This window comes from Micromonospora sp. WMMD1102 (genome assembly GCF_029626265.1).
GTDB lineage: Bacteria > Actinomycetota > Actinomycetes > Mycobacteriales > Micromonosporaceae > Plantactinospora.
In genome coordinates this window covers 1,066,770-1,085,195 of the sequence record NZ_JARUBN010000001.1, presented here as the reverse complement: position 1 = coordinate 1,085,195, position 18,426 = coordinate 1,066,770, and the positions used below count along the sequence as shown (strand labels likewise).

The window sequence follows — 18,426 nt, the reverse complement described above, 5'->3', positions numbered from 1 at the left end:
GCATCTCCGGCTCAACAAACCGGACATTACACCCGTAAGTTTCGCCATCCGGGGTCAAAAGTGTGGCCCCGATAGTGCACGATGTCTCCCGGGATCGAGTGGACCGAGGTGGGGATGGGCAGGAGCACGCGCAACTGGGCGATGGTCGTCGCGCTGGCGGTCGTCACGCCGCTGGGTGCGGCGGCGTGTGGCAGCGACGGGGACAAGAAGCCGCAGTTCGTGAGCGGCAACGGCGGGTCGGTCGCGGAAGCGGGCGCGACCCCGACGCCACCCGCCGAGCCACTCGAGTTCGCGGTGACTCCGGCCAACGGCGCCAAGAAGCAGCCGGTGAGCGTGGAGATCGGCACCAGCGTCAAGGGCGGGAAGATCAGCAACGTCAACCTGACCCTCGCCGGAGGCAGCGCCGTCAAGGGGACCATGCGTCCGGACGGCTCCTCCTGGGTGCCGGCGGCCCCGCTGAAGTACGGCAAGACCTACACCGCCCAGGTCACCGCGACCACCGAGGCCGGACAGACCGAGACCAAGACCACCTCGTTCACCACCATGGCCAAGCCGAAGTCGGTGATCGGTTCCGGCCTCTACCTCTTCGACGACAAGACCTACGGCGTGGCCATGCCGGTGGTGGTGGAGTTCTCCCCGGGGATCGCCAAGAAGGACCGGGCCAAGGTGCAGCAGCGGATGTTCGTCGACTCCGACCCGCCGCAGCCGGGCGCCTGGCACTGGGTCTCCAACGGCACCCAGGCATACTACCGCGCCCCGGAGTACTGGCAGCCCGGGACGACGCTGCGGGTCCGGATCGGCCTGGAGGGCATCCCGCTGAGCAACGGCCGGTACGGCAACGTCGACCGCAAGGCGACCGCCAAGATCGGCAGCAGGTTCGAGATGAAGGTCGACAACAAGACCAAGAAGATGACCGTCCTGGAGAACGGCAACGTGGTCCGGACCATCCCGGTGAGCCTCGGCAAGAAGAGCACCCCCTCCTCCAGCGGCACGATGGTGGTGATGGAGAAGAAGGAGTCCACGGTCTTCGACACCCGCGACGACCCGGACCCGGCCAACCGCTACGTCACCGACATCGACTTCGCCCAGCGGCTGACCTGGGGCGGGGAGTACATCCACGCCGCGCCGTGGTCGGTGGGCGACCAGGGGCGACGCAACGTCTCGCACGGCTGCGTCAACGTCTCCACCGCACACGCCCGTTGGCTCTTCGAGAAGACCAAGACCGGCGACCCGGTGACGATCACCGGCACCGAGCGCAAACTCGCCTCCGGCAACGGCTGGACCGCCTGGAACCTGCCCTGGAAGGAGTACGTCAAGGGCAGCGCCCTGCCGGTCCCAGCCGACCTGGGCACCTGACAGGCCGGCGAACCGGCGAACCGGCGAACCGGCCACCCATGCGCCCGGCCGGCCAACAGGTCGGGTGGATCGAGGACGATCTTCGTCGCATTTGCCACCTAACCGGTTAAACCGACCTCATCGTTCTGGTGTTCTACGGCACGCGGGGAAACGAAAACTTGCTCACGGACGTCATTGGGAGAGGATGACCGTGGTGACCGAGTGGGTACAGCTGTGGGAACCAGCAGTGTGAGGGGATCATGCGACCAGGCCGAGACCAGTTGATCCGTCCCGCCTCCGACCGGGGTGGAGCGGCGCGGCGACGACCCGCGCCGTTCCGCGCTCTCGCCTCGGTCCTGCTCGCCGGGGCCCTGGCGGTCACCGCGACCGCTTGCACGGACGACGGCGGCAAGGGGTCCGGGCCGTCGTTCCAGGGCGGTAGCGAGGCCGAGCAGAAGCCGAAGGCGTCCGCGACGATAACCACACCGGCGGCGGACGCCAAGGACGTGCCCGCCGCCACGGAGATCGCCTTCGACAGCAAGGACGCCGTCGAGACCACCGTCGAGGTCAAGAACGCGGCCGGCGAGACCGTCGAGGGCGCGCTGACCGCCGCCGGGACGTGGCTGCCGGAGAAGGCGCTCGACTACGGCACGACGTACACGGCGACCGTGACCGCGACCGGCGACGACGGCAAGCCGGCGACGACGACCAACACCTTCACCACCATGGCCAAGCCCGACAAGCAGATCCGGGTGACCAGCTTCCTCGGTGACGGCCAGACGGTCGGGGTCGGCATGCCGCTGATCGTCAAGTTCGGCCGGGCGGTCCCGGAGGACTACCGGGACGACGTGCAGCGCCGGATGACCGTCCGGGCCACCCCGGCCCAGGAGGGAATCTGGCACTGGGTCAGCCCGGCCGAGGTGCGCTACCGCCCCAAGACGTTCTGGAAGGCGAACAGCAAGATCTTCTACAAGATCCAGGCCGGTGGGCTGCCGATGGGCGACGGCTGGTACGGCCGGGCCGACCTGACGGTCGACATCAAGACCGGGCCGGCGGTGGTGATGACCGTCGACAACAGGACCAAGAAGATGACGGTCAAGCGGGACGGCAAGGTCGTCAAGACCATCCCGGTGAGCCTCGGCAAGAAGAGCACCCCCTCCTCCAGCGGCACGATGGTGGTCATCGAGAAGCTCAAGGAGACCGTCTTCGACACCCGCGACGACCCGAACCCGGCCAACCGCTACGTCACCGACATCGAGTACGCCCAGCGGCTCACCTGGGGCGGCGAGTTCATCCACGCCGCGCCCTGGTCCGTCGCCAGCCAGGGGCGGACGAACGTGTCGCACGGCTGCGTCAACATGTCCACGGCCAACGCGGCCTGGCTGTTCAACCAGACCCGGGTCGGCGACCCGATCGTGGTCAAGGGCACCGAACGCAAGCTCCAGAACGGCAACGGCTGGACCGACTGGAACATGAGCTGGGACCAGTACGTCAAGGGCAGCGCGATCCCGGTCGGCGAGACGGCGACCCCACCGGGCACCGAGCCGAGCGCGGGCACCGTCACCGGCTGACCCGGCCCCGAACCCGCCCCAAACGATCGAGACCCCCTCGCAAGAGGGGGTCTCGGCTGCGGATCTGTCGATCCGACCGTGGGGTGACTGATGGGATTTGAACCCACGACACCCGGGACCACAACCCGGTGCTCTGCCAACTGAGCTACAGCCACCATGTTCAGTTTGATCAGGAACATCTGCCGGCACCGGATCGGCGGACCCGGCGGGGCGACGACCAATGATAGCCATACCCCTACGCCCGCCGTCGACCGGGTTACACCCCGCCCGACACCGGGACCCGGACCCGGACCGGCCCGACACCGACGGCGGCAACCGGTCCGCCCGAGCGACGAGCCGGCCGTCAGAGTTCGGCGGCGATCGCCTTCGCGGTGTCGACGTCCGGACCGGGCAGCGGCACGAAGATCGTCCGCCGGTAGTACTCCAGCTCCCGGATGCTCTCCCGGACGTCCGCCAGGGCCCGGTGGGCCAGCCCCTTCGCCGGCTGCCCGAAGTAGACCCGGGGGTACCACCTCCGGCACAGCTCCTTGATCGACGACACGTCGATCAAGCGGTAGTGCAGGTGGGCGTCGAGTCGCGGCATGTCCCGGGCCAGGAATCCCCGGTCGGTGGCGATCGAGTTGCCGCAGAGCGGTGCCGTACGCGGGTCCTTGACCAGTGAGGTGACGTACTCCATCACCATCTCCTCGGCCTCGTGCAGGCTCACCGCCGAGCGGCGTACCTCCTCGGTCAGGCCGGAGCGTTCGTGCATCGCCCGCACGATCTCCGGCATCCCGGCCAGCGCCGGCTCGTCGGCGTGGATCACCACGTCCACACCATCGCCGAGCACGTTGAGGTCACGGTCGGTGACCAGCGCCGCGACCTCGATCAAGGCATCCTTGCCCAGGTCGAGCCCGGTCATCTCACAGTCGACCCAGACGAGAAGATCAGCCACGACGATCAGACTACGCGCAGCCCGGGGACCCGCGCCTCAACGCTGTGGACAGAACGGCCCGCTAGGGTTTTCCCGTGCCAGCCGATCCTGCCGCACCATCCGCCACGGACGAGGACGACCCCGGCGGCCGCTCCGCACGCCAGATCATCGTCGTGGTGCTGGTCGCCGCGGCGGTTCCGCTGCTCTATCTGCTCAGCACCCCGCACAACTTCTACGATCTCAAGATCTATATGAGCGCGATGCGCTGGTGGGCGGACGGGAATCCGCTGTACGACTACGCGCAGGCAGACGATCTGCAGGGCCAGTTGTTCTTCACCTACCCACCGTTCACCGCCCTGCTGCTGCGCCCGTTCGTCGAGTTGCGGATCGGGGTCACCGCCGCCGTCTTCACCGCGCTGACCGTACTCGCCCTGCTGGTGACGACCTGGTGGCTCGTCGCCTCGGTCGCCGACCGGCACGGGGTGTCCCGGTGGTTCGCGGCCGGACTCGCCGTGCCGCTCGTCTTCGCCGTGGAGAGCACCCGGGAGACGATCATCTTCGGCCAGATCAACATGCTGCTGGTGGTGCTGGTCCTGGCCGACCTGCTGCGCGCCGTACCCCGGAACTCGCGCTGGGCCGGTGTCGGGATCGGGCTGGCGACGGCGCTCAAGCTCTATCCGGGGATCTTCATCGTCTACCTGCTCGTCACCCGGCGGTGGCGGGCCGCCCTGGTCTCCAGCGCGGCGGCGGCCGGCGCCACGCTGCTGGCGGCGGCGATCGCCCCGACCGACTCATGGCGGTTCTGGACCCACGAGCTCTGGCTCACCGACCGGGTCGGCCGGCCCGACTACACCGGCAACCAGTCGCTGTTCGGGCTGCTCAACCGGTTCACCACCCCGGAGGAGCCGAACCAGCTCCTCTGGCTGGTGCTGGTGGTCGCCGTCGGGGCGTACGGGCTGTGGCGGGCGGCGCAGGCTGCCCAGGCCGGCGACGAGGTCGCCGGACTGACCCTCACCGGCCTGGTCGCCGTGTTGGTGAGCCCGATCACCTGGACCCACCACGCGTACTGGTTCATCCCGGCCGTGGTGGTGCTGGTCGACGCCGGGCTACGGTCCCCCGATCTGGCCGCCGGCCCGGCCGGGCGCCGCCGCCGGGTAGCCCTGCTGACGCTCGCCGCGCTGGTCACCGCCGTGATCGTCTACGGCGTGGTCTCGTACTACGACTGGGGGCGGGCCTACGAACGCACCGACGCCCCCGGCGAGTTCCTGCTGCGCAACCTCTACGTGCTCTTCGCGCTGCTCCTGCTGGTCGTCCTACCGATCCGGCGGAAGCCGGCGGGGCTTCCACCAGGTCCCGCTACCCAGGTCGCGAAACATGAACCAAGCAGCCGGCAGTAGGAGAAGTTGCACCAAATGGACAGATCTATCTAGTACGCCTGGATGCGGTTAATCTAGGGACAACATCTTAAACGTCCCTTCGGTACACCGATCCCCCGGTGAAGGTGGCCCCCCGTGTCGGCAGCGCGGGGGGCCACCTGCTTCTGCACCTACCGTCCGCTTCAACCGGGCGGCCGGATCGGGTGGATCGTCAGCGGGACGTCTGGTTCGGGCTGGAGTGCCTGATGGCAGCACCTCTACTCACCGACTCGTCCGCCCCGACCGCGCCCTGCCGGTACCCGGGTCCGGTGTTGTTGCCGCCGCGTCGCCCCAGCGCCATGTCCATCGCGGCCGACCTGGTCATCGGCTCGTAGCCCCTCGGCCGGTTCAGCCCGCTACCCGCCGTACCCGGCTGCCCGGCGTCGAACGGGGCTGCCCGTGGGGCCGCCGGACGTAACGGGACCCGCCCCTCCCCGTCCGACGTCGTCCGGCTTTCGGTGCTCGGCTCCGCCACGGAGTCCACCGGAGGCGCAGCCAACTCCTGCGGCGCATCTGCCGGTCGTGCCGTGGCGGTGGCCGCCGGAACGGGCACGGGCCTGGGCGGCGCCGGCATCGGCGGAGCCGGGACCGGCAACGGCGGTGCCGGCGAGGGTGCCGGCACCGGGGTGGGCGGCGGCGCCGGTACTGGTGCTGGTGCGGGAGCAGGGGCGGGAGCACGTGCCGAACCGGCCGGTGCCACCGCGCCCGGCGACTGGGTGGGACCGGCCGGGGCGGCAATGGTGGCTTCGACAGCAGGCATCGTCTCGGCGCCGGGCCAGGCGCTGACGGCCGGATTGATCGGTGGCCAGACCAGGCGCCCCGCCGGTCCGGCCGATCCTGCCTGTCGGGCACCGCCGCTCTCCGGAGCCGCCCCAACCTGCGGAGCGGCCCCAACCTGCGGAGCAGGCGGGTCCGGCGGAGTCAGCACGTCCGCAAGCGTCGCCGGCCGGCCCGTAGCCACCAGTCGGCTCGACGGCACCACCCTGGTCCGCGCCGCCCCCGAAGACGACGCGTGCCGACCTTCCAGGGCTCCGATCCGAGGTTCCCGGGCCTCGCCCCCGGGCTCCCGGGCCACAGCCAGGCTGGGCGGCTCCCCGTGCCGCGGCCGCCGGTCACCGGCCTGGGCCGGCACGGTTCCAGCCCGTTCCGGCGGACTTGCGGGCTGAGCCGGCACCTCGACCGCCTCTCGCCCCTTCCTGCCGGGCCGCTCAGAATGCTCGCGACCGACAACCTGGTCACGACCGTCAGCCTGGTCAGCCTGGTCAGGATGGTCAGATCGTCCGAGTCCGTCGAGGGTGGCCACACCCAGCTTGGCGGCGAGCGCCGGGACCTGACTCGGTTCGACCACGAAGACCACCTCGCGGGGGCGGACCGGCCGGGCCAGCAGCAGTATGCCGAACAGCGCCAGCAGGCTGCCGACGCCCAGCGAAGTCCAGACGACCGGGTCGAGCCAGCCGACGCGTACCTCGGCCCGCAGGTCGGCGGCGACGTTCGCTCCGGCGTCCGGGCGCATGACGACCAGGGCGAGCCGCGGTGCGCGTACCTCGTCGGCACTCAGCTCCAGTGTGCCCAGGCCGCTGCGGATCCAGAGTCCCTGCCCACCGGGAGGTGCCGGCACTGCCGCCGGGCCGCGCTCGCCGGCTGGGCCGCGCTCGCCGGACTGGCCGTGCTGGTCGGCTGGGCCGCGCTCGCCGGACTGGCCGCGCTCGTCGACGGTGCTTGTGCGTACCGGCAGGCTGCCCCGGGTCACGCTGACCCGGTCGACCCGGGCGCGCGGCGACGTACCGAGGTAGTTGCCGACCTCCGCGGCCGGTGCGAGGCCGAGGAACGCCGGCTCGGCGCCGATCCTGGCGACGACCCGCAACCCGGTCCGGCCGGCTGCCAGAAAGGGCGCGTCCCGGCGCAGCATGGCGGCCAACTCGGGTACGACGACCGCGTGCCCGCCGGTCTCGATCCGGTCCAGATGGCCGGCGAACGCGCCCGTGCCGCCGCGTTGCTCGGCGACCATCCACAGTGCACCGCCGAGGAGCAGCACCGGCAGCCCGATCGTGAGCAGGAGTGTCCCGGCGATCAGCCGCACGAAGCGCATACAGGTCTCTTTCTCTCCGGTTGCGGCGACCCGCCGTCGGAGTGACGCACCGGCGGCGGGTCGCAGTACCCGCAGACCATACCGAGCGAAATCCCTTCAACACGGATTATTGACCAAAAACGCCGCTGGCCCGTCGGCAGCTCTGCCGACGGGCCAGCACGGGGCACCGTTGTGGACGCGGAAGCGTCCGGAACTCAGGCGGCCGGCGGTGCGGCCTGCCGACGGGTACGCGCGAACGCCAGACCGCCCAGCGTCAGCCCGGCGAGGCCGGCGACCAGACCCGCGATCCCCAGCGCCAGGGCGGCCGAGTCTGCACCGTCCTCGTTCGACGACGACGCCGCCGGCTGCTTGGCCACCGCAGGTCCGCTGGTCGCCGGTGCGCCGGCTCCGGCTGCCGGAAGCAGCTTCAGCACCGGGGCGGGGTCGTTCTCCGGTTCGCTGCCGTCAGCGGCCGGCGGCTCGATCCAGCGAGCCGTCTTCCCGTCCGAGTAGTGCTGGAGCACCCGGAACACCAACTGGTCGGCCTCGGGCAGCGGTCCCATCGAGACCGGGAACTCCTGGAACTCGCCCGGCTTGATCCCGGCGTCCGCCGACGCCGTCCAGGTGATCTTCGAGACCACCTCGCCGACCTGGCTGCCGTGCACCTCCACCGGCGGGTCCACCTTGCGCTTCTCGACCGCCGCCGTCCAGCCGGGCACCGGCATGGTGGAGACCGAGGCGAGCGGCGCGTCGTCGGGGAAGGTGACTTCCAGTTTGACGGTCGACGCGGTGTCGCTCTCGGTCGGCACCCGGAACGCCACGCGACCGTAACCGCCCTGGTTGGCCTCCCTCGGATTCACCGTGACGTGCGCGGCGGCCGACGAGGCCAGCCCGAACACGCCGACCACGGCGGCTCCGAGGACGAGGGCGGCGGCACGCGCGGCCCGACGGTGACGGATCATGTTGTACCTCTCTAGTTGACTGGCACGGTGCTGGTCACCGTGGCCTGGTCGATATCGGATATCCGGACCGTGAAGCTGAGCTGCCAGTTCCCGGCCCGCGGCAGGCTGATCTCGCCGGTGGCGTGGTTGTCGGTGAGCGGCAGCAGGGGAATCTCGATCGGCTCGATGCCCTGGTCCGGCAACGCGGCCGTGGCCCGCCACTCGACGACGGGCAGGGGCTTGTTGTCCGGGGTGTACGCGTACAGGTGGACCGAGTTGCTGCCGGTCCTGGCCGGGTCCACCTCGACCTGCAACGAGTAGACCGCACTGGTGAGCGTGGTGGTGTAGTAGCCGGGACCGCCCGCGTCGGCGTACTCGCCCGCGGTCCGGGCCGGCGGGGTCTGCACCAGTACTGCGGAGAGGGCCAGCACGACCGCCGTGATGGCGAATTCCACCCAGATCGCCCGTCGCAGCCGCCCGGCCGAGGCGACCGGGCGGGACGGTTCGGCCGCGACCATTGCCTCGTGGCCGCCCCCTGCCCGGCCTGCCCGCGCACGGAGGTCGGTCTCATCCAGGGCGTCCGCGTCGTCGACCTCGTCCGAGTCGTCGACCTCGTCCGAGTCGTCGACCTGGTCCAGGACTCCCGCGTCATCCGCTTCTTCGTCGGCGTCGCCCACGTCGTCCACGTCCACGTCGTCCGGGGCGTCCGCGAGGAGGCGGCGTCGGACCAGTTGCCGGGAGTAGGCGGCCACCGCGATCACCACCGCGAAGAGCACGGTCTTGGCGATGATCAGCCTGCCGTAGGTGGTCGAGACCAGCGCCGACAGCGTGGCCACCTCGATCAGGGCCTGGACGATCCCGGCGAGCAGCAGCGCGGAGACGGCGACGGTGGCCCAGCGGGACCAGACCGGCAGGATCGCGTCGAGTTCCCGGTCGTTGGCGCGGCGCAGCAGGAACCCGCCGAGCATGACCAGTCCACCGAGCCACACCGCCATGCCGGCCAGGTGCACGCTGTCGACCACGACCGAGACCGCCGGCACCGGTGAGGCCGCCGCGTGCCCCGCGATCGGCCAGGTGCCCAGCCCGGCCACCCCGAGCACGGTCAGCAGGATCTGGTCGCTGCGTCCGGCCCGGCCGGTGACCACGGGGCGGAGCAGGATCGCCGCTGCCGCCAGGATGCCGAGCCGGACCAGGTGGGCGGCGCCGAAGGTACTGCCGAGGACGTCGCCGAGGGCGCTGCCGTCGACCGCGAACGGCCCGCCACCGGTGGTGTACGGCACCTGGAGCCAGAGGCCGCCGAGGGTGGCGAACGCGATCAGCCCGATGCCGACCCAGATCAGCCGGGCCGGGCCGTGCCGGTCGAGTCGCCGGGGCCAGAGCAGGCTGAGCACCATCACCGGGCCGACCACCAGGAGCAGGCCCGCGTAGCCGACGTACTTGAAGACCCGTACCGCCGCGCCGACCGCCGGGTGCACCTCGTCGGCAGCACTGTCCGACGGCGGCGTCGAGGGGGCACCGACGGAATAGGTGTACGCCCCGGTCACCGGATGGTTGTCCGCCGAGATCACCCGGTAGCTGACCAGGTAGCTGCCCTCGCCGCCGGACGTGTCGACCGGGATGGTGATCACCGCACCGTTGAACGTCGGGTCGCCCCGGTCCACCCGGTTGCCGTCCGGACCGAGGACGCGGATCTTGTCCGGCACCTCGCGGACGCTCTCGCTGAAGGTGAGCACCACCTCGGCGGGCGAGTTCGGCAGTACCACGTCGGCAGCCGGGCTGCTGCTGACCAGTATCGCGTGTGCGCTGGCCGGGACGGCCGGGCCGAGCAGCAGGGCGAGGGCGGCCAGCAGCAGGCCGACACCGGCACCGGCACGGGCCAGCCATCGACGATTCGCAGCAATCATGCCCGATATCGTGGCCGACCGTCCCGGCAGCGCGCGACCTCGGGTCACGCCCGGTCCGCTTCGGTCACACCGACCGGCAGCGGACCGTCGGCTGCTCGACGCCCGAGTCCGGCCCAGTGAGCTGTCACGGATCGATAGTCGGCGGCGTCGCGGGAAAAGTTCCCGGCCTGTCGTCGATGTTGCCGCCACCACCCGACCCCGATCAGTCGACGCCGGCTCCGATCGGCCGAGGGCCGGTACTTCTGACCGGTAATGCCCACCCGCGACCGTAATGCCCCCTACGTTGGTGAGCGTGATCTCAGCGGTGCGGCACCGGATGACCGACGCCACACCGGAGCCCGAAACCCTTTCGCCGACCAAGACGACTAATGACTGTGACTGAGCGGACCACAGCAAGCACCCCGGCGCCGGGTCGCGGCCGTTGGCTGGTCGCCCGCCCGTGGCTCGGCCTCGCCGCCCGGCTGGGACTGGCTGCCGTCTGGCTGGCCGCCGGGGCTTCCAAGGTCGGTGACCTGGCCGCCTCCGGCCGGGCGGTGAACGCGTACAAGATCTTCCCGTACGAGCTGGCGGTGGTGATCGGTGCCGCGCTGCCGTTCGTGGAACTGGCACTCGGGCTGATCCTGCTGGTCGGGCTCGCCACCCGGCTCGCCGCCGGGATCTCCGCGGCACTGCTGGTGATCTTCATCGCCGGGATCGTCTCGGCCTGGGCCCGCGGTCTCTCCATCGACTGCGGGTGCTTCGGCAGCGGTGGCGACCTCGCCGCCGGCCAGGACCCGACGTACGGCACCGAACTGCTGCGCGACGTGGGCTTCCTGCTGCTCGCGGGTTTCCTCCTGCTCTGGCCACGCACCCCGGTCTCGGTGGACGCGGCGTTGGGTCGGGACACCCGCGAGGAGGAGAGCGAGGAGGAGGACGACGATGAGTGACCGCAACCGCAAGGGGCAGCGCCGACCCGCCCGGGTGGTGCGCGAGCAGATGGCCCGGGAGCGGCGCCGCAAGCGCACGCTCTGGACCTCGGTCGGCGCGGTCGTCGTGCTGGTCATCGCGGGCCTGATCGGCTGGGGAGTCTCGGCCAGCCGGGACGCCGGCGACTTCACCCCGCCCGGCGGGGCCAATCCGGAGGGTACCGGCATCGTGATCGGCTCCGGACCGGTCAACATCGACGTGTACGAGGACTTCATCTGCCCGATCTGCCGCACCTTCGAGCAGCAGGCCAGCGGTACCCTCGACCAGCTCGTCGCCGAGGGTAGGGCACGGGTCACCTACCACCCGGTGGCGTTCCTCAACCGCTTCTCCAGCACCGACTACTCGACCCGGTCGTCCGCCGCCTCCGGCTGCGCCGCGCAGAGCGGCAAGTTCCGGGAGTACGCGGGGGCGCTGTTCGACCGGCAGCCGCCGGAGGGTGGGGCCGGCCTCAGTGACGACCAGCTCGTCGAGATCGCCGGCAGCGTCGGGCTGGACGGGGCGAGTTTCCGCAACTGCGTCGAGGAGAATACCTTCGAGAAGTGGACCGAGCACGTGACCGACGAGGCGGCCCGGGCCGGCGTTACCGGCACGCCGACGGTGCTCGTCAACGGCAAGCAGGTGCAGGCCAGCGCCGAGGCGATCACCGCGGCGGTGGCGGCGGCCGGCGGGTGACCCGCCTGCTGTCGACCCGCCTGCTGACGGGTCTGCTGGTCGGGCTGGTCGGCGTACTCGCCTCGGCTACCCCGGCCAGCGCGCACGCCGCCGACACCCCGGACGGCACCGACTACCGCACCGAGGTGACCGGGGTGACTCCGGCCCTGCCCGGGCTGCGGGTGCGCGTGGTGGAGGGCGGGGCCAGGCTCGAGTTGGAAAACCGGACGGGACGCCCGGTCGAGGTGCTCGGCTACGCCGGTGAGCCGTACCTGGAGGTCCGCCCGGACGGGGTCTACGAGAACACCGCCTCCCCGGCGACGTACCTGAACCGGACCCTCGCCGGGGACACTCCGGTGCCGGCCGGGGCCGATCCGGCCCGGCCGCCGTCCTGGCGGCGGGTCGGCACCGAGCCGGTGGCCCGCTGGCACGACCAGCGCAGCCGCTGGCTGGAGGAGACTCCGCCGCCGGTGGTCGCCGCCGATCCGGACCGGCCGCACCGGGTACGCGACTGGGTGGTGCCGCTGCGCGACGGGCTGCGCGGGATGGAACTGCGCGGCACCCTGGACTGGCTGCCACCGCCCGACCCGCTGCCCTGGTGGAGCGGCAGCCTGCTCGGTGCGCTGGTGATCGGGGCGCTGGGGGTGCTGCCCCGGAACTCCCGGCCGGGGCGCCGGGTCACGGTCGCGCTTGCCGTGCTGGCGATCGTCGGCGGGCTGGCGGCGCTGGGCTTCGCGCTGGCCCGGGGTGCCGACGCCGGGCTCGGCGGGATGCTGCTCGGACTCGTCACGGGGCAGCTCTGGCCGACGGTCACCGGTGCCGCCGCACTGGCCGCCGGGGCGTACGCGCTGACCCGCCGGCCGGCCGGCGACTTCGCGCTGGCGCTCGCCGGTACCTGCCTGGCGCTCTTCACCGGCGTCACCAACTCGGCGGTCTTCCTGCGCTCGGTGGTCCCGCTGCCCTGGCCGGCCGGCTGGGCCCGGCTCCTGGTGGCGGTGGTGATCGCGGTCGGCGGCGGCCTCGCCGCGGCCGGGATTCTCCGCCTGCGCGCCACCGGCCGCTCCGCCGGCACCGGCCCGGCCGGTGCTCCCGGGCCGGCACGCCGCGCCGCGGGCCGGCCGACCGGCAGCGGTGCGTCGCGACGGCCGGCCCGCCGCTGGTCGGTCGCCCTGCCCGCGGACGGGCCCGACCCCGCGACCGGGGCCGGCACCCCTCCGAACCGACGCTGACCGGGCTCAGCCGCAGACCAGTCGTAGGCTCAGCCGTTGCCGGCGAGCTGGCGGGCGGCCACCGCCGGGTCGAAGCCGTACGGCAGTTCCAGCCGGTGCCGGGCGAGCAGGTCGGCGTCGGCGAGGATCCCGGCGGTCGCCCCGTCGGCGACGATCCGACCGGTGTCGATGATCACCGACCGGTCGCAGAGCTCCAGCGCGTACGGCAGGTCGTGGGTGACCATCAGCAGGGTCACCGGCAGCCGGCGCAGGATCCCGGCCAGTTCGCGGCGGGCCGCCGGGTCGAGGTTCGAGGAGGGCTCGTCCAGGACCAGGATCTCGGGCCGCATCGCCAGCACCGTGGCGACCGCCACCCGGCGGCGCTGCCCGAAGGAGAGGTGTTGCGGCGCCCTGTCCCGGTGCTCGGCCATCCCGACCGCGTCCAGCGCCTCGGTCACCCGTTCGGCCAGCTCGGCGCCGCGCAGGCCAAGGTTCGCCGGCCCGAACGCCACGTCCTCGGCGACGCTGGGCAGGAAGAGCTGGTCGTCGGGATCCTGGAAGACGATGCCGACCCGGCGACGGATCTCGGCCAGGGTGGCCCGGTCCCGGTCCACGGTCAGCCCGCCGACGGTGACCGTGCCGGCGCCACCGCCGAGGATCCCGTTCAGGTGCAGCACCAGGGTGGTCTTGCCGGCGCCGTTCGGGCCGAGCAGCGCGACCCGCTCGCCGGGCAGCAGGGTCAGGTCGACGCCGCGCAGCGCGACCTGCCCGTCGGGGTAACTGAACTCGACGCCGCGTACGTCCAGGGACGGCGGGTCGGCGCCGGGAGCTGGTTCCACGTACCCGATCATCCCAGCACGACGGCGGCGGCGGCGATGCCGGTGGCGGCGAGCGGCACCGTCGCCGCCACCAGCCAGTGCCGGGTGGTGGCCGCACCCGTGCCGAGCCAGGCCGCCGGCATCCGCCCCTGGTAACCCCGGGAGACCATCGCCAGGTAGACCCGCTCGCCCCGCTCGAAGGCGCGGAGGAAGAGCGCGCCCACCCCGGCGGCGAAGCCGCGCAGCTGCCACAGGAACCGGGGATCGTCACCCCGGGAGATCCGGGCGACCCGCATCCGCCGCGCCTCGCCGACCAGGACGTCCAGGTAGCGCAGCATGAAGGTGGCGATCTGGGTGAGGATCTGCGGGCAGCGCAGCCGGTCCAGCCCGAGGATCAGGTCCCGCATGGTGGTGGTGCCGGCGAGCAGCAGCGAGGCGAGCACCCCGAGGGTGCCCTTGGCCAGGATGTTCCAGCCGCCGTAGAGCCCGTCCACCGACAGGTCCAGCCCCAGCCAGCTCACCCGCTCGCCGGTGCCGAGGAACGGCAGCGCGAACGCGAACAGCACGAACGGCAGCTCGATCAGCGAACGGCTGGCCAGCCAGCGCAGCCCGACCCGGGCGATCGCGGCGACCAGCAGTACCAGCAGGAGGTAGCCGCCGAACGCCCAGAACGCCTCCCGGGGGGTGGCGACCACGGCGAGGGTGAAGACCACCATCGCCGCGATCTTGACCTCGGGCGGCAGCCGGTGCACCGCCGACGTCCGGTCCCGGTAGAGCACGTGCGCGTGCCCGGCTCCCATCTCCGGCCGTCCCTACTCCGTCGTGCCCTCGGCCCGGCTCCGGCCGCCGGCCGCGCCGGTCGGCGGCGTCGGCGGCGTCGGCCGGCCAGCGGTGGATCCGTCTGTCCGGCCGGTGGCGGTCGCGGTGTCCGGCTGGCCGGCGGCGGTCACGGTCGAAGTGTCCGGCTGGCCGGCGACCGTCGGCGCCTCGCTCGGGGCGGCGGCGGATCGGCGGCGGGTCAGCCAGAACAGGCCGCCGCCGACGGCGAAGGTGATCAGCACGCCGAGCACCCCGGAGAGCCCGGTGGAGAGGTACCCGTTGTCCACTCCCCGGACGCCGTAGTCGGCAAGTGGCGAGTCGGCGAGTTCGTGCTCCCGGGCCTCCTGGGCCGGGCAGCTACCGCCGGTGATGTTGTCGTCCGCGTCGAAGGTGCACCCCTCGCGCAACGACGAGTCCAGGCCGTCCGGGTGGGCCGAGGCGAAGTTGCTGACCACTCCGGCCAGCAGGAGCGCGACCAGCAGACCGCCGAGGACGAAGGCGCCGGTGCGCTTCGAGATCCGGTTCCCTGCGGTCGCCTTTCCTCCGGCCGTCTTCTCTGCGGTCGTCTTTCCTTCGGTGGTCATCGGGTACCTCCGGTCACCGGGATCCGGTTGGCGGCCCGCAGCGGACGCAGCGAGCGCAGCGCGTAGACCAGGTCGGGCCGGACCTTTGCCACGGTCAGCACGGTGGTCGCGGTGATCAGCCCCTCGCCGATGCCGATCAGCAGGTGCACCCCGGCCATCGTGCCGGCCAGGGCGCCGAGGCCGCTGCCGAGGTCGGTGGTGCCGCCGAGCCAGTACTGGAGGACGAAGCCCTGGGAGGCGACGAGCACGCTCAGCACCGAGGCGACGAACGCGGTGGCGGCCAGCCCGGTCGCCGTGCGGGGCAGGAGCCGGAGCAGGAGCGCGACCAGGAGATACGCGACCGCGACGCCGATCAGCGCCATGTTCGTGACGTTCAGGCCGAGCATCGCCACCCCGCCGTCGCCGAAGACCAGCGACTGCACGATCAGCACCACCGCCACGCAGAGCGCACCGACCCAGGGCCCGACCAGGATCGCGGCGAGCGCTCCGCCGAGCAGGTGACCGCTGACCGCGCCGGTGAAGATCGGGAAGTTGATCATCTGGACGGCGAAGATGAAGGCGGCGACCAGCCCGGCCATCGGGGCGAGCCGGTCGTCCAGGTCCTGCCGACCGCGGTGCACGCACAGCGCGAGCGCCACCAGGGCGACCGCCCCGAACGCCGCCGCCACGGGACCGTCGACGATCCCGTTCGAGATGTGCATTGCCAGGTTGTCCACGCCACCTCCCCAGAGATGCCGGCGCGGGATCCGCCGTACCGGCCGGATCAGCGTAGGAGCCGGCCATCGTTGTTGCAAAGATTTTGCAAGAGCTGTGTGCCAACCGCAATCTCCGGTCCACCTGGCGATAGGGTCACCGTCATGACCTCGCCGATCCGCCTCGCCGCCGGGGACGCCGCGCCCGACTTCGCGCTCTCCACCGACACCGGGGAAACCCTCTCGCTCAAGGAACTGCGCGGCCGCAAGGTGGTGCTCTACGCCTACCCGAAGGCAATGACGCCGGGCTGCACCAAGCAGGCCTGCGACTTCCGCGACTCGCTAGCCTCGCTCCAGGCCGCCGGCTACGAGGTGGTCGGCATCTCACCGGACTCCCCCGCCGCGCTGGCCAAATTCCGGGAGCGGGACGCCATCACGTATCCGCTGGTCTCCGACCCGGACAAGGCGGTCCTGGTCGCGTACGGGGCGTACGGCGAAAAGCAGTCGTACGGGCGGACGATCACCGGGGTGATCCGGTCGACGTTCGTCATCGACGCCGAGGGCCGGATCGAGCGGGCGCTCTACAACGTCAAGGCCACCGGGCACGTCGCCAAACTCCGTCGGGACCTCGGCCTGGACTGAGCCCGCCGGCGGTCTAGACTTTGACCGCGAGCGGGAGTGGTGTAATGGCAGCCACGCAGGATTTAGGTTCCTGTGCCTTCGGGCGTAGGGGTTCGACTCCCCTCTCCCGCACGATCCGGCCCTCCGGCGCCCGGCCGGTCAGTGCCCGCACCACCAGTGCCGAAGCGTCGCGTCGTCGGCACCGGCGCCGCCGCTGTGGTCATCCTCACCCGCGCCGTGCCGACCCGACAGGGGCGGCGGGCGGGCCGGCGAGGATGACCGGCGTGGGCATCCGTTTCGTACTTGATCCGCCGTCGACCCCCGAGTTGCGCGAGAAGATCGTCCGGCTCTGGACCGAGGTGACAAATGCCGGCGGGGCGGTCGGGTTCGTCGACCCGGTCACCGAGGACGAGGTCCGTCCGACGGCACTGGCCGCCCTCCGGGAGGCGGCCGACGGTCCGGACCACCTGCTGGTCGGCTACCGGGGTGACGAGCTGGTCGCGCTGCTCTTCCTGACCGACAACCGGTTCCACCTGAAGGCGCACTGGTGCGTCCTGAAGCGGGTGATGGTGCGCCCGACCCGCCAGGGCAACGGCTACGGCCAGGCCCTGCTGCGCGAGGCCGAGCAGGTGGCCCGGAAGGCCGGCCGGGAGGCCCTGCACCTGACGGTCCGGGACGGTCAGGGTGTGCAGGACTTCTACCGGCGGCTCGGTTACCGGGAGGTCGGCCGGCTCCCCGGGGCGCTCCGGGTCGGTCCCGCTGACGACCGCGACGAGATCCAGATGTGGCTGCCGCTGACCTGACGGATGACCGCCGCCGGCCCCACCGTCGCCGTCGGACCGGCGGTTGCCGGAGGGTCAGCCGCAGCCGACCGCGGCCGGGTCGCCGGCCGCACCGGCCACCGGCTGTCCGGACTGGTCCGCCGCGCTGGCCGGGGTGGCCGGGGCAGGTGTCGGCGAGGTGGTCGGGATGGCGCCGGTGTCCGGGGTGGGCCGGGCCGACGGCGTCGGCGAGGCGGCAGCCAGACCGGACTCGTACATCCGTACCGTGCTCCGCTGCACCTGCCGGGGCGCCAGCCGGATCCCGTTGGCGACCGCCTGGTGGCCGTAGACGTCGACCACCCGGATCGAGTACGGCCCAGGGCCGAGCCCGCCGTCGACCACCCAGTAGTTGTCGGACCCGCGCTTCGCCGCCCGCCAGCCCGAACCGGCGCGCCTGGCCGCCATCGACCGTACCGGATTGCCGTGCTGGCCCACCTGCACGGCGAACCAGTACTGCGAGACGCCGCCCTTGAGCCGGAAGGTGAGCGGTCCGGGCAGCGGCGGGTCCACCACCGCCCGGTAGCGCACCGGGACGATGCCCTGGGAGAGGTCGGCGATCTTGGCGAACGCCTGCCGGGACAGGTCGATCTTGTTGTTCGTACAGCCCGCGCAGCGGTCCAGCACCATCACTCGGACTGTCCCCTTCGGACCGGTCACGTCCAGGAAGCTGCCGCAGGCGGCCGAGCCGGCGTACCGGGCGGAGCCGAGCGCGGCGTAGAGCCGGTTGGCGGGCGGGCCGGGCAGCGAACAGTTGCCACCCGAGTTCCCTCCGTCGTAGTGGGACGCCTTTCCCTTGAAGACGGTCGGACCGGACGGCGTCGTGACCCGCTCCACCGGCAGCCCGGCCCGCTCGGGCGGCGGGGCGGCGAGCGCGGCCGCGCAGGCGGCCGGCTCGGAGAACTGCCAGACGAGCAGCAGCCCGACGACCACGGCGAGTACGGCGGCGAACCCGCCGGCCACCCAGCGCCGCCCCCGCCGCCACCGCACCGGCCCGGCCGCCGGACCTCCGATGCCCGGAGCACCGCCGCCCGTGTCGTCGGGAAGTTCCGCGTGGGTCACCCGGGGCATGTTGCCGTAGCCGTCGCGCCTTCCGCAAGAT

Annotated in this window: 17 protein-coding genes and 2 tRNA genes; 9 read left to right on the top strand and 10 right to left on the bottom strand. The window is 72.1% G+C overall.

The annotated features are described in order from the left end of the window. Nucleotides 1-114 precede the first annotated feature (114 nt). Both O7626_RS04955 and O7626_RS04950 read left to right on the top strand, forming a co-directional pair. Nucleotides 115-1,356, top strand: a complete 1,242-nt coding sequence (locus O7626_RS04955; RefSeq protein WP_278059685.1) for an Ig-like domain-containing protein — start codon at nt 115-117, stop codon at nt 1,354-1,356. 239 nt (nt 1,357-1,595) lie between these two features. Next, nucleotides 1,596-2,906, top strand: a complete 1,311-nt coding sequence (locus O7626_RS04950) for an Ig-like domain-containing protein (RefSeq protein WP_278059683.1) — start codon at nt 1,596-1,598, stop codon at nt 2,904-2,906. 79 nt (nt 2,907-2,985) lie between these two features. On the opposite strand, the gene O7626_RS04945 is transcribed toward O7626_RS04950, so the two are convergent. After that, a tRNA-His gene (locus O7626_RS04945) sits at nt 2,986-3,061 on the bottom strand. A gap of 188 nt (nt 3,062-3,249) precedes the next feature. After that, complete coding sequence (gene orn / locus O7626_RS04940) at nt 3,250-3,846, bottom strand: oligoribonuclease (RefSeq protein ID WP_278066057.1); 597 nt, start codon at nt 3,844-3,846, stop codon at nt 3,250-3,252. 68 nt (nt 3,847-3,914) lie between these two features. Between orn and O7626_RS04935 the strand changes: the two genes are divergently transcribed. Next, nucleotides 3,915-5,216 (top strand): glycosyltransferase family 87 protein, encoded by a 1,302-nt coding sequence (locus tag O7626_RS04935; RefSeq protein WP_278059681.1) that lies wholly within the window; start codon nt 3,915-3,917, stop codon nt 5,214-5,216. 190 nt (nt 5,217-5,406) lie between these two features. Here the strand turns inward: O7626_RS04935 and O7626_RS04930 are convergent, their stop codons facing one another. The 3 genes from O7626_RS04930 to O7626_RS04920 all read right to left on the bottom strand — a co-directional run bounded on the left by O7626_RS04930 (nt 5,407) and on the right by O7626_RS04920 (nt 10,156). After that, complete coding sequence (locus tag O7626_RS04930) at nt 5,407-7,323, bottom strand: hypothetical protein (protein ID WP_278059679.1); 1,917 nt, start codon at nt 7,321-7,323, stop codon at nt 5,407-5,409. Between the two features lie 194 nt (nt 7,324-7,517). Further along, nucleotides 7,518-8,264, bottom strand: a complete 747-nt coding sequence (locus tag O7626_RS04925) for a YcnI family protein (RefSeq protein WP_278059677.1) — start codon at nt 8,262-8,264, stop codon at nt 7,518-7,520. Between the two features lie 11 nt (nt 8,265-8,275). Continuing rightward, on the bottom strand, nt 8,276-10,156 hold the full coding sequence (locus O7626_RS04920; RefSeq protein WP_278066056.1) for a copper resistance protein CopC: 1,881 nt from the start codon (nt 10,154-10,156) through the stop codon (nt 8,276-8,278). A gap of 359 nt (nt 10,157-10,515) precedes the next feature. On the opposite strand from O7626_RS04920, the gene O7626_RS04915 reads away from it, so the two are divergent. From O7626_RS04915 to O7626_RS04905, 3 genes are read left to right on the top strand one after another with little or no spacing between them, the layout of a single operon-like run. After that, nucleotides 10,516-11,073 carry a MauE/DoxX family redox-associated membrane protein gene (locus tag O7626_RS04915; RefSeq protein ID WP_278059674.1) on the top strand — a complete coding sequence of 186 codons (558 nt, stop codon included), beginning with the start codon at nt 10,516-10,518 and terminating at the stop codon, nt 11,071-11,073. Next, entirely contained in the window at nt 11,066-11,785 is a 720-nt protein-coding gene (locus tag O7626_RS04910; RefSeq protein WP_278059672.1) for a thioredoxin domain-containing protein, read from the top strand. Before O7626_RS04915 ends, O7626_RS04910 begins: the two co-directional genes overlap by 8 nt. Then, nucleotides 11,782-12,993: a hypothetical protein gene (locus O7626_RS04905; protein ID WP_278059671.1), complete on the top strand. Its 1,212-nt coding sequence runs from the start codon at nt 11,782-11,784 to the stop codon at nt 12,991-12,993. Before O7626_RS04910 ends, O7626_RS04905 begins: the two co-directional genes overlap by 4 nt. A gap of 29 nt (nt 12,994-13,022) precedes the next feature. On the opposite strand, the gene O7626_RS04900 is transcribed toward O7626_RS04905, so the two are convergent. The 4 genes from O7626_RS04900 to O7626_RS04885 form a co-directional block, all read right to left on the bottom strand. After that, nucleotides 13,023-13,823: an ABC transporter ATP-binding protein gene (locus O7626_RS04900; protein ID WP_278059668.1), complete on the bottom strand. Its 801-nt coding sequence runs from the start codon at nt 13,821-13,823 to the stop codon at nt 13,023-13,025. Further along, nucleotides 13,820-14,590, bottom strand: coding sequence for a cobalt ECF transporter T component CbiQ (gene cbiQ / locus O7626_RS04895; protein WP_278059666.1), 771 nt, complete (start codon nt 14,588-14,590; stop codon nt 13,820-13,822). Before cbiQ ends, O7626_RS04900 begins: the two co-directional genes overlap by 4 nt. 12 nt (nt 14,591-14,602) lie before the next feature. Further along, nucleotides 14,603-15,127: a PDGLE domain-containing protein gene (locus tag O7626_RS04890; RefSeq protein ID WP_278066055.1), complete on the bottom strand. Its 525-nt coding sequence runs from the start codon at nt 15,125-15,127 to the stop codon at nt 14,603-14,605. A gap of 62 nt (nt 15,128-15,189) precedes the next feature. Further along, nucleotides 15,190-15,909, bottom strand: coding sequence for an energy-coupling factor ABC transporter permease (locus O7626_RS04885; protein ID WP_278059664.1), 720 nt, complete (start codon nt 15,907-15,909; stop codon nt 15,190-15,192). Nucleotides 15,910-16,050: 141 nt separating this feature from the next. Between O7626_RS04885 and bcp the strand changes: the two genes are divergently transcribed. From bcp to O7626_RS04870, 3 genes are all read left to right on the top strand, one after another. Then, nucleotides 16,051-16,527, top strand: a complete 477-nt coding sequence (gene bcp / locus O7626_RS04880; protein WP_278059662.1) for a thioredoxin-dependent thiol peroxidase — start codon at nt 16,051-16,053, stop codon at nt 16,525-16,527. Nucleotides 16,528-16,557: 30 nt separating this feature from the next. After that, a tRNA-Leu gene (locus O7626_RS04875) sits at nt 16,558-16,638 on the top strand. A 152-nt stretch (nt 16,639-16,790) separates the two neighbouring features. After that, complete coding sequence (locus tag O7626_RS04870) at nt 16,791-17,309, top strand: GNAT family N-acetyltransferase (RefSeq protein WP_278059660.1); 519 nt, start codon at nt 16,791-16,793, stop codon at nt 17,307-17,309. Between the two features lie 54 nt (nt 17,310-17,363). On the opposite strand, the gene O7626_RS04865 is transcribed toward O7626_RS04870, so the two are convergent. Next, nucleotides 17,364-18,386 (bottom strand): expansin EXLX1 family cellulose-binding protein, encoded by a 1,023-nt coding sequence (locus O7626_RS04865; protein ID WP_278059658.1) that lies wholly within the window; start codon nt 18,384-18,386, stop codon nt 17,364-17,366. Nucleotides 18,387-18,426 lie beyond the last annotated feature (40 nt).

Bases quoted from the DNA above. Each gene is read 5' to 3' on its own strand.
- O7626_RS04955 (WP_278059685.1), top strand. From the start codon at position 115: ATGGGCAGGAGCACGCGCAACTGGGCGATGGTCGTCGCGCTGGCGGTC.
- O7626_RS04950 (WP_278059683.1), top strand. From the start codon at position 1,596: ATGCGACCAGGCCGAGACCAGTTGATCCGTCCCGCCTCCGACCGGGGT.
- O7626_RS04930 (WP_278059679.1), bottom strand. From the start codon at position 7,323: ATGCGCTTCGTGCGGCTGATCGCCGGGACACTCCTGCTCACGATCGGG.
- O7626_RS04925 (WP_278059677.1), bottom strand. From the start codon at position 8,264: ATGATCCGTCACCGTCGGGCCGCGCGTGCCGCCGCCCTCGTCCTCGGA.
- O7626_RS04915 (WP_278059674.1), top strand. From the start codon at position 10,516: ATGACTGTGACTGAGCGGACCACAGCAAGCACCCCGGCGCCGGGTCGC.
- O7626_RS04910 (WP_278059672.1), top strand. From the start codon at position 11,066: ATGAGTGACCGCAACCGCAAGGGGCAGCGCCGACCCGCCCGGGTGGTG.
- O7626_RS04900 (WP_278059668.1), bottom strand. From the start codon at position 13,823: ATGATCGGGTACGTGGAACCAGCTCCCGGCGCCGACCCGCCGTCCCTG.
- cbiQ (WP_278059666.1), bottom strand. From the start codon at position 14,590: ATGGGAGCCGGGCACGCGCACGTGCTCTACCGGGACCGGACGTCGGCG.
- bcp (WP_278059662.1), top strand. From the start codon at position 16,051: ATGACCTCGCCGATCCGCCTCGCCGCCGGGGACGCCGCGCCCGACTTC.